Source organism: Paenibacillus endophyticus, assembly GCF_014192395.1.
In the GTDB taxonomy this organism is placed as follows: domain Bacteria; phylum Bacillota; class Bacilli; order Paenibacillales; family Paenibacillaceae; genus Pristimantibacillus; species Pristimantibacillus endophyticus.
Window position 1 is genome coordinate 316,653 of sequence record NZ_JACHXW010000005.1, and the last position, 13,862, is coordinate 330,514.

A 13,862-nucleotide genomic window follows, 5' to 3' on the forward strand; every position below is an offset into this window, starting at 1 on the left:
TAACACTTTTTTATGCTCGATTCACTGCCTCGTGAGCGCTATATTATACGGCGAAATGTGTTATAGTAAATAAGAAGTTCTTATATTCACCGCAAATCGGGCTGGAGGTAACATCTATGAAAAGAATTATAATCATTCTCCTCATGCTCATTTGCATGCCGCTAGCCGGTTGCTCGGCCATTTCCGGCATTTCCTCGAATGCTGTTCAAGTGAATCATTGGTATCAAGTAACTGACTTTATAGATGGTGATACCTTCAAGATCCAAGCAGGCTCCGAAGAAACGACGATTCGATTGCTGTATGTGGATACACCGGAAACACATACGCCGAACAACGAGCCTGAAGCTTTTGGCCTTGAGGCTTCAGCATTTACAAAGGATCTCCTATCCGAATCGCAGGAGATTAAGCTAACCTTCGACAAAGAGCAGAAGGACCGCTTCGAGCGTACACTTGCAGTTGTTGAGCTTAAGGATGGCCGCATTTTAAATGAACTGTTGCTGGAAAGCGGACTCGCAAAGGTCCTCATCGTTGAACCTAATGTCAAGATGGAAAACGCATACAAGCAGCTGGAGCAGCAAGCCAAGCAAAACAAAAAGGGAATTTGGAGCAGCTCATCCGAGATTGCACATACAGAATTCCCTGTCAAAAAGGCAGCAAGAAGCGGAGTCATTGTCGAGGTGGACAAACAAGCCGAACTTGTTACCATAACCAATACAACCAGCGATGACATTCAAATGAACGGGTGGAAGCTCGTCAGTGTGCGCGGCAACCAAACGTATCCCTTCGGTGCTTATTTGCTAGAGGCGAAGCAGACCGTTGTCATTACCTCTGCAGACGTTTTAAGCCCGTCCGAATACGACTTGCTTCAGTGGGGAGCCACAAATATTTGGAATAATAAGCAATCCGATCCAGCGGAGCTGTACAATCAATATAATGAGCTCGTGTCCGTATGGGAGGATAATTAGCTTCATAGCATAACCAACAAGCGTAAACGGCTGTCGCCGTCGTCTGTGGCAAAAGCAGTCGTTTCGCGGAGATATATAAGCATATTTATAGGTGAAAACATATAAATTCTTATATACAAAAAGACTGCCGAATGGTGTGTATACACGCCTCCGGCAGCCTTTTTTGGTTAAACATTCATTTCCATGCTGTTCGCGTAATCCTCCGCCAATCCGATCAACAGTCTGGCTGCACGCTTCATTGCCCTCTCGTCGATATCGAACTTGGGATGGTGATGGGCATAGGTAGCGCCGCAGCTCTCGTTGCCCGCTCCTACGAACATAAAGCATCCCGGCACCTTTTCAAGGTAATAGGAGAAATCCTCCGCAACGGTGATCGCCTCGGAACGAACGACCGCCGCCTCGCCAAACAACCGCTCACCGACCTTAAAGAAGCGCTCAGCCTCCCTGTCGTCATTGACAACAGGCGGGTATCCAACTCGCATGTGATACTCGTATTCCGCGCCATGCATTCGGCAAACATGCTTGACAATCGATTCAAGCCGGTCATGAATCATCCATCTCGTCTTATCATCGAAGGATCGAACCGTTCCTTTAAGCCTGCAGCGCTCCGCAATGACATTATTGGTCGAGCCGGCTTGAAAGGAACCGATAGTCACGACTGCAGGATGTAGTGGATTGACATTACGACTGACGATCGATTGTACCGCCTGTACGAGGCTTGTTCCGACCAGAATGGCGTCTACAGCTTGATGAGGCAAGCCGCCATGACCGCCTTGTCCGATAATTTCGATGACGAACTCATCAGCAGCAGCCATAAAAGGACCCGGCTTTGACGCAATTAATCCATGCGCAAGCGGCGTCCACAGATGGACGCCGTAAATCACATCTGCGCCGTCCAGCGCTCCATCCTCAATCATTGGTTTTGCTCCGCCAGGCGTTACCTCTTCGGCTGGCTGGAACAGCAGCCTGCGCTCCCCGATTATATTGGAACGATTAGATGCGAAATACGTCGCGATGGCCAGCATCGTGGCTGTATGCGCGTCATGTCCGCACGCGTGCATCACGTTCGGTACCTTTGAAGCATATTCGCACTTTTTCTCGTCTTGTATCGGCAGCGCATCGATATCAGCCCTCAACGCGATAACCGGTCCTGGCTTTTCGCCTTTTATGACTGCAATAAGGCCATGACCGCCAACACCTGTCTGAACCTCAATGCCAAGCTCTTTCATTTGGCTGGCAATCCAGCTTGAAGTTACCCGCTCATGAAAAGAAAGCTCGGGATATTGATGCAAATGCCTGCGCCATTTAATCATAGTAGGCAACAGCTTCTCTAACTCTAGATCTACGATATCCTCTGTCTGCAAATCGCAAACCCCCTTACCATTTTTGAAACGACATTGCTGCCTTGCCCCTACCCTGTCACGTCACCACCCTCACAGGATCATGCTTCCAAGTGTAAGATATCCATACAGCTAGTTTAACAGAAGATCGGCATTATTAGGAAGCATGAGCGCTTTCGAATCACCGGGAATGTTACTTTTCTTCAAAATGTCACTTTTGGCAAGCCGAAGCGGAGGGAGTAAGGGTTGCGCTTGCTGGGGAAACATACTATCATGAGAAAAGAATGTACAACTCTGTCTTTTGAAATGGAAGCATATGCTTGCAAAGTCAGTTTTGCTTCACAAAACCTTTGGGAGGAACTACCATGATTATTGAAAATACCGGATTAAACGGTGTTAAAAGCGAACTTGACCACTTAGACGAATCCGCTGAAAAGGTTGGCTTTGTCCGTTGGCAGTGGGAATATTATCGCGCTACATACGACTTGAAACTAGAGGATCGCGCCAGCGGTTCCGATTATTACTTGAGAATTACTACTCGCGCAATCGAAGGTAAGCTTGAATCGCCTCATGCCGTGTTGATTATTGAATCCGTCTACATCGGCCGCTCTACTTTCCCGCATGGTCTTGAATATGAGTCTCCGGTGCCTCAGCCGATCATGAACACGGCAACACAACGACTTCAGCAATTGAAGCAACTGCTAGCGTAACGGCGGGCACATGAAAGCCACGCAGAACGGTAGCCGTGGAAGACCGGACTTTCTGCTTCTCATTTTAACCCTTCTGCTCGTTGGCTTCGGGCTTGTCATGGTGTTCAGCGCAAGCTCCGGCGTAGCAAAGGTATCGTATGATGATTCACTGTACTTTATTAAGCGCCAGTTCATATGGGCTGGCCTCGGTACATTCATGATGCTTTTCATGATGAATCTGCGTTACCAGGTGTTTAAGAAATCATTTATGCTGTTGTTTATTCCGGTTATCATTTTGCTGATGATCGTTCCTTTTAGTCAATCCGTTAATGGCGCGCGCAGCTGGTTCAACATCGGTTCAGTCGGTATTCAACCGACTGAGGCTGCTAAGCTCGCGCTCATTCTGTATCTAGGCGCATTGATCTCCAAAAAGGATGAAAAGTTCCGCGATTTCAAAAAAGGGCTTTTGCCCGTCATCGTCATCGTTGGTTTCATATGCATGCTGATTATGTTGCAGCCGGACTTAGGTTCTTGCCTCGTGATCGCATCATGTGCCGGCATTATGATATTGGCAGGCGGCGCGAACTTAAAGCATATCTTCTTATCCGGCACGGTAATTGCCGTACTGGGCGCCGTTATCGTTAGCATCTGGATGGCTATAAAACCTAAAAGCTGGCAGTACAGAATCGACCGATTCACTGCCTTTACCGATCCGCTTGCCGATCCGTTAGGCTCTGGATGGCAAATGGTTGCGTCGCTGCAAGCACTTGGACATGGTGGGTTAACCGGGGCAGGCTTCGGTGAAAGCGTCCAGAAGCTGCATTATTTAAAGTATGCATACAACGATTTCATCTTTTCCATCATCGGCGAAGAATTCGGCTTTATTGGTAGCACATTGTTTCTGCTATTCTACTTATTGTTTTTGTGGCGCGGTCTTATCGTCGCGCTGCGCTGCCCCGACCAGTATGGCACGATCGTTGGCGTCGGTATTGTTGGCCTATTTGCAATTCAAGCGTTTATTAATATTGGCGGCGTTACGAAAGCCATTCCTATGACGGGCGTTACGCTTCCATTCATAAGCTACGGCGGCTCATCGCTGCTTATTTGCCTCATGTGCATGGGCGTATTGTTAAGCGTATCCAGGGAATCGAACAAGGCAGACAGTAAAAGCACGAGTACGGGCAATAACCGCCGCGTGCCGTCCACAACTAAAAGGACCTCTTCGTTATAGAGAGGTCCTTTTTGTTGTGGATGCACGTTCAAATCGGCTATTTCAGGCGCTGCTGCTGAACTTCATCGATTTCTTCCTCTTTGAAGGCCACGCCTTCCACTTTCACATTCACTTCTACCACATGCAGACCTGTCATATTCTCAACCGATTCGCGTACGTTCAGCTGAAGCTGACGGCAAACCTCTTGAATGGGAATTCCATAATGGACAATAATACGAAGATCGATAGCCGCCTCTGTCGTCCCTACCTCGACAGATACGCCCTTCTGCACGTTTTTGCCGCTCAAGCGTTTAGCGAGTCCTTCGGAAATGCCGCCTGACATAGCCGCTATGCCCGGTGTTTCAAGTGCTGCGAGTCCAGCTATCGTTGCTACTACATCATCAGAAATTCGGATAAGACCTGTTTGAAGTTCTTCGGTCATGTGACTCACTCCTCATTTTGCCATATAGGCTTATTATAGCAGACGGACAATATCACAGCAAAGCGGAGTCATAAAAAGCTTTTGTGAAACGGTGCTTCATCCGATTATGGTTTCAAAAATGAGCAGAATGGTAAAGTTTACATGAATGGTCATTTCCGCTATAGTATTATCAGGTTTTTAGCATATCAAAAAAGAGGTGATTGGGTTGAATCAAAAATTGTTTTTTTCTGGGCTTATTGCGATGTTCCTGCTGAGCGCGATTGGTCATTTTGCCCATTTCAACAACACGGCACAGTTCATCATTTCTGCAATTGCCATTATCTTCGTGGCAGGCTTTCTGGGGAAAGCTACGGAGAGCGTCGCTCATTATGCGGGTCAGAGACTTGGCGGTTTTTTGAATGCCACCTTCGGCAACGCTGCCGAGCTCATTATCGCCATATTTCTAATAAAGGAACAGCAATTCGCTATGGTAAAAGCCAGCTTGACCGGTGCGATTATCGGAAACCTCTTGCTTGTTCTCGGACTTAGCATCTTGCTTGGCGGGTTGAAATACAAGGAGCAGCGTTTCAACAGCAGACTTGCGGATCACAATTCCACGCTTATGATTATGGCGGTCATCGGTCTTTTTGTACCTGCCGTATTCGTCGTGTCTGAAAAGTTCACCTTCGATAAGGATCAGTTCCTAAGCCTGGCTGTAGCCGGCATACTCATCGTATCTTATATTCTGTGGCTCGTATTCTCTATGGTTACGCACAAGGATATGCTTGCAGACGAGGTTATGAACGCGGATCATGGCGAGAAGCCGGCTTGGTCCAAAGGGAAGTCTATTTTCTTCCTCCTCCTAGCAACGGTTATGGTCGCTTTCGTGAGTGAGTGGCTCGTTCATACGCTCGATGCATTCAGCGCGCAATTTGGGCTGTCTGAACTGTTTATAGGGGCATTTGTCATTGCTATCGTCGGTAATGCTGCAGAGCACAGCGCGGCTGTTATCTTGGCCATGAAAAACAAGATCGGCGCAGCGGTGGAAATCGCCATTGGAAGCAGCTTGCAGATCGCGTTGTTTGTTGCTCCGGTGCTCATCCTTATAAGTGCTTTGTTCGGCAACACGATGGATATCGTCTTTACGCCTATTGAATTAACCGCTATCGGCGTATCGGTATTCATTGCCAAATCCGTCTCGCGTGACGGGCAAACAAACTGGTATGAAGGCGTGCTGCTCATAATGGTTTACATCATACTCGGAATCGCCTTTTACCTCGTTTAACCAATCGTTCGAAAGATTAGAATAAAAAAAGTAGCCTCCGTTAGGATGCTACTCTTTTTTTTCCAATGCTTCGTATAACATAGCCAAATTTCGCTCCAGCCTGCTTACGATTTCTTTGCCGGCCATCTCTGCAATAAGTCCGGCACGAACAGCAAAGTCGACCTCTCGCGAGAATCCATACATTTGCGTATCTAGCACTTCTTCGTACAGCGGGCATTGACGTGTAGTCAAATTTTCCATCTGGACTTCGATTAGCTTTTCTATTTTACTCGCATCTTCCTGAAGGAGACGAAGCGCTTTCTCATGCAATTGTACCGTAATTTCCGGTGAAGACATCGTTTTCCCCCCTATGCGCGTATCCGCCGTCTTCTATACCTTTATATTAGACGAAATAGAGGGATTATACAAGGTCAAAACAGAAAAGCGCCCCTTCAATAGTGAAGGAGCGCTTATTCAATAACTTAATAATCCTACTAATCCGTAATTACGTTAACGTTTAGGTTATGCTTGGCAAATACGTTGGCCATTGCTGTCTTTGCTTCTTCAGCATCTGGACCGTGTACATGCAATTCGTATGCATGGCCGCCTACTAATGTTGTGAATAATCCGAGGATGCTTTTTACATCGATATATTTGCTCTCGGCTTGCAGAACGATGGATGAAGTGAATTGGCTAGCCGTTTGGGAAATTTCTACGATAGCTGCATTGTTGGACATGGGAGATCCCTCCAGTTAAATTAGTAAAGCTTACCTTTGTCACCATGATAACCTGAAAAGAAGTATCCAGCAAGAGGTAAAATGAAAAACGCTTTATTTTCCATTTATTACATAGGAAACCGATGACAGAACCGCTGTTTATTTTAAATTTTCCGCATTTAATCCCAAAAGCTCGGGAACTACGAATATTCCGTCCTTCCGAATAAGAACATCATCGAAATAAATTTCCCCACCCCCATATTCTGGGCGTTGAATAAGTACGAGATCCCAGTGGACAGCAGAGCGATTCCCGTTGTCTGTCTCTTCATAGGCTTGTCCCGGTGTAAAATGAAAACTGCCTGCAATTTTCTCGTCGAACAAAATGTCATTCATCGGATGCAGGATGTGAGGATTAAAACCAATTGCAAATTCTCCAATATATCTCGCGCCCTCATCCATGTCTAGAATCTCATTCAGACGTAGCGAATCATTGCTTTCTGCTTTTACGATTTTCCCGTTTTCAAACGTGAAGGAAACATTTTGAAACGTTACGCCGGAATACACGCTAGGCGCGTTATATGTAATACGGCCTTGAACCGAATCGCGTACCGGTGCTGAGAAGACCTCTCCATCGGGAATATTGCGGTGGCCTGAGCACTTTTTGGCGCCGATTCCTTTGATAGAGAAGCTTAAATCCGTGCCTGGCGATACGATTCTAACTCGATCCGTTTTATCCATTAATGCTTTAAGCGGGTCCATAGCCTTATCCATTTTGGCATAGTCTAAATTGCAAACGTCAAAATAAAAATCTTCAAACGCTTCCGTGCTCATATTGGCAAGCTGAGCCATTGACGGATTGGGATAACGCAATACGACCCATTTCGTTTTTTTGACTCGCTGCTCCGAATGCACGGGGTTGCGATAAATTTGATCATATAGACGCATATTGGCATCGGGAATACCGGCGAGCTCATTTGCATTATCTCCAGCACGTACCGCGATATAGCCCTGCATATTTTTCATCCGCTCAACGTCCAGCTTGGACCAAAGCTCCATTTGCTCCTTTGTGGCATGCTTTAGCAAAGTGCGTAGAACGGAACGGTCGCTCGTCTCAACAAACGGTCTGCCGCCTCGCGCCGCCACTTCTTCAATTAGACATTTAGTAAGCTCCCGGTCCGTGCCGATCATATCCAGCAGGACATTCTCTCCTGGTTGAACATCGATGGAATATTCGACTAAATTCCGAGCTAGCTTTTGCAATCTTGGGTCGCGCATTTGGCATTACCTCTCCTTCATACTTTCCACTGAATCCTTAGTTCAGAGTTAATCTATCGTAACATGTTTTCGTTTATGCTGAACAGTATCGCTCGAATCCCCGTTAAATGATTGAAAACGAACGGTCGTGTGGCGGGATTCAGAGAAAGGATGCCCTTTATGCTTGTAACGGAAGAGAGTCTCTTCCTCCATCTTAAGCGGCAGCAGCCGATCCCTGTCTATGACCAGCTCATATTCCGTGGACGCCTCCAGCGTATCAAGCATAGCTTCCAGCTCCTCGCGAGAGCTGCTCAGCACCTTCGACCATTTCTGAAAATATGGCTGTTCCTTGGCTGGCCTATTTGCGCCAAGCTGATCTACCTGCTGAAGCAGCCGCTGCTGCCATCTTTCTTTGGACAGATGCGCAGATTCCTTAATGACGAGCTTCACCATATCTGGATCTGTATTGTCGTCCGCTATTCGCACCTCCTCATTGCTTTGATTCAGTGCTTCCAGCACCTGTACCGGATTCCAATGAAGCGGATCTGTACTGCTCGTCTGCAGCGTTAATTGTTGGTGATCCACAACCTTTCCATCGAATATTTCGGGTTTGAATGCTATTCCCTCGTCCGTCTTGATGCTCATCGAGCCTGTAAATGCGTATTGATCGGTTGCTGCCAGTCCAGAGTAGGATAAAGACAGCCACTCTTCAGGCGTTCTCTGCTTGCCTGTGCTGCTGCAGCCCGTCATGAAACTCACGCTTATCAAAAATATTAAAGCCGCTCCTGCAGCCTGCCTTTGCATCTATTAGCACCTCCCACACCAGCTATTCGGTAATATCCTCCCTTTTCGTCAAGCTCCTTATTCCTAATTGGTCAAAAAGAAAGAGGATGCCTGCTTCGGCATCCCCCACTCGATTTAACTTTATAGCGTGCTCCGTTAGCTTTGTCCTACGAAAATACAGTTGCGGCCATTATGCTTCGCTTCGTAAAGCGCCATATCAGCACGATAAAACAATGATTCGACGCTAATTTTCTCGTCCTCGAACGTCCATTCCGACACACCGCAGGATACGGTTACGACGGGATCTGTTTCTTGCTCGACATGCTGCCTGATCCGTTCAGCGATACGATACGCCTGCTCCGATCTTATGCCCGGCAAATAAACCGCAAGCTCCTCACCGCCCCAACGCGCTGCGATGTCGCCTTGCCTTATCGAACTTCTTATTATATCGCTTACCTGGATTAGAATTCGATCGCCAACCTGATGCCCGTACGTATCATTGACGCGTTTAAACAAATCAATGTCCACCAGAATTAACGACCCAAACGGGTCCTTCCGCTGCTTATTCTGAATTTGTTCATTGAGGTAATGCCGAGCATGCAGACCTGTCAGATTGTCGGTAATCACCATTCTGCGTACTTCGGCATGCAAGGAAGCGTTTGTGACAGCAAGTCCGATGTGCGTGCTCATTACTTGAAGAAGCTTATAGTTGTCGTAAGAGAAGAAGTTCGGTGCCTTATGCGTCACCAGGATGACACCGACAACCTCTCCCTCTACCATAATCGGCGAAGCGATTAGCGACCTTGAGCCCGTGTTGTCCATGAGCTTGGAGGTTACGACCCGCGTATGCCAATAATCGGATATGATCAATGGCTCCTTCGTTCGGTAAACCATGCCGCAAAAACCGTAATCAGGCGAAAACTGTTCGCTTGTAAGTGCCGGGAAATTGCTCGACATAACAATAAACTGATTTTTATCTTTGTTCAGTTGCAACACGCAGCAATAATCCGCATCGAATATGGTCAAAAGCTCACTAGTCGCAAATTGAAATATTTCTTTTAGTCTCAGCGACTGATTTAAACGCTTCGTTAGCTCGTTAATGAGCCGAAGTTCATTGATGAGCAAATTTGACTGCTCGTACAACTTGGCGTTCTCGAAGGCAGAGCCGGAAGTATCCGCCAGCAGCAAAAATGCAGGAAGATCTGCCTCATCCCAAAGGCCAGGACCAATCGACATGCACAATACGCCATATGCTGCCTGCTTGCCGGTCATTGGTACGGCAAGCCGCAACGTACCGTCACGATCATGCTCCGTAACTGATTTACCATTTAGAAATGCTTTTGCAACCAGATCATGTTCTGCGTTTTTGAAAACGAGCGGTTTAACACGAGCATCGCCATTCAAGTGGTCCTGCGACAAGTACAAGTGCACCTCGGAGCTCGGATACAGCTGCTCCAAGCTTCGCAGCAGCTCCGAAAGCACGGATGCCACATCTATTTGATCGTAAAGTCGCTTCGCCGCCTGAAACAAAGCATCTTTTCTTTTGGCATCCTGCTCCGAGCGCTGCTGCTGAAGCAGCAAATCTTTCACGTAGATTTGCTCGAACTTATGGTAAAAACAACTGCGGAAGTGCAAGCCGCACTGGTGCAGCAGCTCGAGCTTCTCCTTAGTGTCGCCTTTCGAAAGGTAAGCAAGAACACAAAAAACAGCGCCATCCTTACGCCTGGTTAAAGGCATTGCCGCCACATATCCAACCTCTGATTCATTCATTGTTACAATTCCGGTGCTGATCGCATCTCGTATAATGGAAGCGAGAGTTCCCTCCGCCGTTTCGGCCGCCTCAGTCAATTGCTTGCCAGAGCCGGCAACGATTGCTGCTTCTTTATTGAAAAGAAGAAATTGCCCCGCTCCGAACAATGCCTGTCCAGCAGCTTCAATCAGCCACTGCGCAAAGCTTTCCCTGAACAAGGGGGCCAATAATGGCTCGTCCGCATCGCTGATATCTTCATGCATAAACCAGACTGATTGTATTTCCGCAGACGTATCTTCAATTGCTGATCTATTGCGATATGCAAAATTGCTATTTATTTGATCAACCATGCAGCCCCAACCCTTCCATCAGTCAATCAAGGTGATGAGCTTCCCATTTACGCTTCATAATACAACCATCATACTCCATCCTTAAGAAATTTGCACTACAAAGTGTTCGAAAAATAGGACTTTCGATGTGCTTTTTACAACATTAAAATTCATGTACAAACCTTGACAACACCTATATATTTCATATATTATTTATTGATGAATAGATGGGCGTACGGTTTTGTGTCACCCTCATGAAATACGTTCACTGTAGGCCAGCGGCTGACTAGCCTCACAGGGACGAGCATGCTCGGACGATGAACGTATTCGGCGAAACACAACCCCATTCACAAATTTATTTGATGAAGGAGTTAATATTACGTATGTCACGTTATACAGGACCTAAATTTAAACTAAGCCGTCGCCTTGGAATCTCTTTGAGCGGCACAGGTAAAGAACTTGCAAAACGCGCATTTCCACCAGGTCAACACGGCCCTAACCAACGCAAAAAAATGAGCGGTTATGGCGTTCAATTGCAAGAGAAACAAAAGCTTCGTCACATGTACGGCTTGAACGAAAAACAATTCCGCAACTTGTTTGACAAAGCGGCTAAAATGAAAGGTAAAGCCGGTGAAAACTTCATGGGCCTCCTTGAAAGCCGTCTTGACAACCTCGTTTACCGTCTTGGCCTTTCCAACTCCCGCGCAGGTGCTCGTCAGTTGGTTTCCCACGGTCACGTAACAGTAAACGGCAAGAAAGTGGATATCGCTTCTTATAGCGTTTCGATCGGCGATGTAATTGGCTTGCGTGAACGCAGCCGCAGCCTTAGAACAATTAAAGAAGCTATGGAAGGCCGTCATCACCTTCCGAACTACTTGGAGTTCAACGATCAAGCATTGGAAGGTAAATTCCTTCGTCTGCCTGACCGCGGTGAGCTTTCCCAAGATATCGACGAGAAACAAATCGTCGAATTCTACAGCCGTTAATAAACAAAAAAACCTTGAACCCACCGGTTCAAGGTTTTTTTTCTATACCGATTGATCTGGCAGCTTTGGAGCTATCTGGGCTGGCGCGATATCTGCAGGCCGACTTAGACTTGCCGATGATTGTACAGCTTTCGAGGTCAAACCTTTTATTAAAGCATTCACATCAATGCCGGATACGCTTTTCAGCATTTCTGGCGCCGTGGACATTAATGAAGTCACGTAATTGCTAAGCCTTGCCGCACCTTCACCGTTTCCAGTGTCGACTACAGTCAGCTTATCGATATTGCTAATTGGCTCCGCGACCTTGCCTGCAAGCTCAGGCAGCATTTTTACGATAATATCGAGCACAGCAGCCTCTCCGAACTTCTCGAAGGCTTCTGCCAGCTTCTCCTTCGCCTCCGCTTCCGCTAATCCGCGCAGACGTATAACGTCGGCTTCTGCCGTTCCTTTGGCTCTCTCCGCTTCGGCAACCGCCAAGCCGTCCAATCGCTTCTGAGCTGCATGCGCCTTGGCTTCAGCTTCAATTCGGTATTGAACCGCATCGGCTTCTCGTAACAGCTTTGCTTTATTAGCTTCTGCTGCTTGCTCTACTGCATACCTGTCTGCATCGGCTTTTTTCTTAACCTCAGCATCATATTGTTTCTCGCGGCGTAAAATCTCTTTGCCTTCCAAATCGATCTCCCGCTCTTTGCGAACGAGCTCTACTTTCATTTGTTCCTCTACGACGCTTTGCTTTGCGCGGGCTTCTTGGATCGAATACGCCTGATCCGCCTCTGCCTTCGCTGTATCCTGATCCCTTTTAAAGGAAGCGACCTTCATTTCTTTCTCTTTTTCTGCTTCCGCAATATTAGTATCGCGCACAAGTTCGGCCTTCTGTCCGGCTTCGGCAGCGAGCGCTTTCTGAATTCTTGCATCCCTGACCGCTTCAGCTTCCGCAATTTCGGCATCACGCTTGACTGCAGCAATTCTCGGTTTACCTAACGCGTCTAAGTAGCCATGCTTATCCCGCAAATCTTTGATCGTGAAGGAGACGATTTGCAGTCCCATTTTCTTTAAATCCTTAGCTGCAACACCCTGTACTTCTTGGGCGAACTTATCGCGGTTGCGGTAAACCTCTTCAACGGTCATGGAGCCTAGTATGGCACGCAAATGCCCTTCTAGAACCTCTTGCGCCTCACCTTTGAGAGCTTCGGTCGGTTTTCCAAGGAATTGCTCCGCCGCTGTTGCGACATCTTCGACAGCACCGCCAATTTTTATAATGGCTACGCCGTCAGCCATGACCGGTACGCCTTGCTCTGTATAAACCTCTGGTGTTGATACGTCAAGCTTATGTGACAAAAGAGACAAAAATTCAGCCTTTTGGAATATGGGCAGTATAAAAGCGCCGCCGCCTCGTATGATTTTCACTTTCCGGCCCGACTCGTCCGTGCTCGCATTGCGCGTCCCAAGAAACGATCCGGTAACGAGCATTGCCTCATCCGGGCTTACCGTCTTGTAGCGAGCCCAGAACGCAAGACCTAAGACAACAAGTACTCCAACAACAATAGCGGGTATAATGAAAACATCTGACATGGAATCTCCCCTTTAGCTTTTGAATGATGGCAAATGGATTTCGGATACAAAAAGAGTGCTGTCCTTTACTTCCACAACAACAATCCTGGAACCGCCCGGAATCTCTACACCATCAAAACTTGCAGCGGTTTGATTAGTGAAGCCAGCACCTACCTTGACGAGGACCTCTCCATAACCATTTGCCGGAATCGGAACCAATACTTCACCGAGCATGCCCGACATTCCATCTCGTGAGAACGCAATGGAATTTTCACTTTGTTCCATCGGCTTAATGTAAAGAAAAAACATGCCCATCCCTACGATAATGGCAGTAAGTATGGCAACCGTTACGATTGCTGCCGAGCCAAACCCAGTATATCGCTGTAGCATAAGTCCAGCACCGCCGAAAACCGTTATGCTCCCTACAAGCGCAGTTGGCGACAGCCATGAATGACCGTCCAGCGATAAGAAATCGAGCGCACCGTCAAAAGCCTGACCGAGCCAATCCCCAAATACGACGCTTACGAGTGCATATAGAATTCCTCCGACAAGACAGGACAAAAATAGCGTCTCCAACCTTTTCCCCCTTTCGTATCATCCAAAA

Annotated in this window: 14 protein-coding genes; 5 read left to right on the top strand and 9 right to left on the bottom strand. The window is 47.3% G+C overall.

Features of this window, described 5'->3' with window-relative positions; all coding sequences use genetic code 11:
- The first annotated feature begins 116 nt into the window (after positions 1-116).
- Positions 117-965: a thermonuclease family protein gene (locus tag FHS16_RS11185; protein WP_183561946.1), complete on the top strand. Its 849-nt coding sequence runs from the start codon at positions 117-119 to the stop codon at positions 963-965.
- A gap of 167 nt (positions 966-1,132) precedes the next feature.
- Here FHS16_RS11185 and FHS16_RS11190 read toward each other — a convergent pair whose 3' ends face one another.
- Positions 1,133-2,329 carry a M20 family metallopeptidase gene (locus FHS16_RS11190; RefSeq protein ID WP_312890846.1) on the bottom strand — a complete coding sequence of 399 codons (1,197 nt, stop codon included), beginning with the start codon at positions 2,327-2,329 and terminating at the stop codon, positions 1,133-1,135.
- Positions 2,330-2,670: 341 nt separating this feature from the next.
- Here FHS16_RS11190 and FHS16_RS11195 point away from each other — a divergent pair, with 341 nt between their 5' ends.
- Both FHS16_RS11195 and ftsW read left to right on the top strand, forming a co-directional pair.
- Positions 2,671-3,015 (top strand): YugN family protein, encoded by a 345-nt coding sequence (locus FHS16_RS11195; protein ID WP_183561949.1) that lies wholly within the window; start codon positions 2,671-2,673, stop codon positions 3,013-3,015.
- 10 nt (positions 3,016-3,025) lie between these two features.
- On the top strand, positions 3,026-4,225 hold the full coding sequence (gene ftsW / locus FHS16_RS11200) for a putative lipid II flippase FtsW (RefSeq protein ID WP_183561951.1): 1,200 nt from the start codon (positions 3,026-3,028) through the stop codon (positions 4,223-4,225).
- A 37-nt stretch (positions 4,226-4,262) separates the two neighbouring features.
- Here ftsW and FHS16_RS11205 read toward each other — a convergent pair whose 3' ends face one another.
- Positions 4,263-4,646, bottom strand: a complete 384-nt coding sequence (locus tag FHS16_RS11205; RefSeq protein ID WP_138751706.1) for an Asp23/Gls24 family envelope stress response protein — start codon at positions 4,644-4,646, stop codon at positions 4,263-4,265.
- A 205-nt stretch (positions 4,647-4,851) separates the two neighbouring features.
- Here FHS16_RS11205 and cax point away from each other — a divergent pair, with 205 nt between their 5' ends.
- The gene (cax, locus tag FHS16_RS11210) at positions 4,852-5,910 is read left to right on the top strand and encodes a calcium/proton exchanger (protein ID WP_183561953.1); all 1,059 of its coding nucleotides are present in this window, start codon (positions 4,852-4,854) and stop codon (positions 5,908-5,910) included.
- 48 nt (positions 5,911-5,958) lie between these two features.
- On the opposite strand, the gene FHS16_RS11215 is transcribed toward cax, so the two are convergent.
- The 5 genes from FHS16_RS11215 to FHS16_RS11235 form a co-directional block, all read right to left on the bottom strand.
- Entirely contained in the window at positions 5,959-6,246 is a 288-nt protein-coding gene (locus tag FHS16_RS11215) for an Fpa/YlaN family protein (RefSeq protein ID WP_183561955.1), read from the bottom strand.
- Positions 6,247-6,383: 137 nt separating this feature from the next.
- A complete protein-coding gene (locus tag FHS16_RS11220) occupies positions 6,384-6,626 on the bottom strand; it encodes an HPr family phosphocarrier protein (protein ID WP_183561958.1) in 243 nt (80 codons plus the stop codon).
- A 138-nt stretch (positions 6,627-6,764) separates the two neighbouring features.
- Positions 6,765-7,880, bottom strand: a complete 1,116-nt coding sequence (locus FHS16_RS11225; protein WP_183561960.1) for an aminopeptidase — start codon at positions 7,878-7,880, stop codon at positions 6,765-6,767.
- A gap of 48 nt (positions 7,881-7,928) precedes the next feature.
- Positions 7,929-8,663, bottom strand: a complete 735-nt coding sequence (locus FHS16_RS11230) for a hypothetical protein (protein WP_183561962.1) — start codon at positions 8,661-8,663, stop codon at positions 7,929-7,931.
- 135 nt (positions 8,664-8,798) lie between these two features.
- Positions 8,799-10,742: a sensor domain-containing diguanylate cyclase gene (locus tag FHS16_RS11235; RefSeq protein ID WP_183561964.1), complete on the bottom strand. Its 1,944-nt coding sequence runs from the start codon at positions 10,740-10,742 to the stop codon at positions 8,799-8,801.
- A 362-nt stretch (positions 10,743-11,104) separates the two neighbouring features.
- Between FHS16_RS11235 and rpsD the strand changes: the two genes are divergently transcribed.
- Positions 11,105-11,707 (top strand): 30S ribosomal protein S4, encoded by a 603-nt coding sequence (rpsD, locus tag FHS16_RS11240; protein WP_183561967.1) that lies wholly within the window; start codon positions 11,105-11,107, stop codon positions 11,705-11,707.
- 42 nt (positions 11,708-11,749) lie between these two features.
- On the opposite strand, the gene floT is transcribed toward rpsD, so the two are convergent.
- Both floT and FHS16_RS11250 read right to left on the bottom strand, forming a co-directional pair.
- On the bottom strand, positions 11,750-13,279 hold the full coding sequence (gene floT, locus FHS16_RS11245; RefSeq protein ID WP_183561969.1) for a flotillin lipid rafts scaffold protein FloT: 1,530 nt from the start codon (positions 13,277-13,279) through the stop codon (positions 11,750-11,752).
- A gap of 12 nt (positions 13,280-13,291) precedes the next feature.
- A complete protein-coding gene (locus tag FHS16_RS11250) occupies positions 13,292-13,834 on the bottom strand; it encodes an NfeD family membrane protein (RefSeq protein WP_183561972.1) in 543 nt (180 codons plus the stop codon).
- Between the last annotated feature and the right edge of the window lie 28 nt (positions 13,835-13,862).

Bases quoted from the DNA above. Each gene is read 5' to 3' on its own strand.
- rpsD (WP_183561967.1), top strand. From the start codon at position 11,105: ATGTCACGTTATACAGGACCTAAATTTAAACTAAGCCGTCGCCTTGGA.
- FHS16_RS11205 (WP_138751706.1), bottom strand. From the start codon at position 4,646: ATGACCGAAGAACTTCAAACAGGTCTTATCCGAATTTCTGATGATGTA.
- FHS16_RS11185 (WP_183561946.1), top strand. From the start codon at position 117: ATGAAAAGAATTATAATCATTCTCCTCATGCTCATTTGCATGCCGCTA.
- FHS16_RS11230 (WP_183561962.1), bottom strand. From the start codon at position 8,663: ATGCAAAGGCAGGCTGCAGGAGCGGCTTTAATATTTTTGATAAGCGTG.
- FHS16_RS11235 (WP_183561964.1), bottom strand. From the start codon at position 10,742: ATGGTTGATCAAATAAATAGCAATTTTGCATATCGCAATAGATCAGCA.
- FHS16_RS11195 (WP_183561949.1), top strand. From the start codon at position 2,671: ATGATTATTGAAAATACCGGATTAAACGGTGTTAAAAGCGAACTTGAC.
- floT (WP_183561969.1), bottom strand. From the start codon at position 13,279: ATGTCAGATGTTTTCATTATACCCGCTATTGTTGTTGGAGTACTTGTT.
- ftsW (WP_183561951.1), top strand. From the start codon at position 3,026: ATGAAAGCCACGCAGAACGGTAGCCGTGGAAGACCGGACTTTCTGCTT.
- FHS16_RS11220 (WP_183561958.1), bottom strand. From the start codon at position 6,626: ATGTCCAACAATGCAGCTATCGTAGAAATTTCCCAAACGGCTAGCCAA.
- FHS16_RS11215 (WP_183561955.1), bottom strand. From the start codon at position 6,246: ATGTCTTCACCGGAAATTACGGTACAATTGCATGAGAAAGCGCTTCGT.
- FHS16_RS11225 (WP_183561960.1), bottom strand. From the start codon at position 7,880: ATGCGCGACCCAAGATTGCAAAAGCTAGCTCGGAATTTAGTCGAATAT.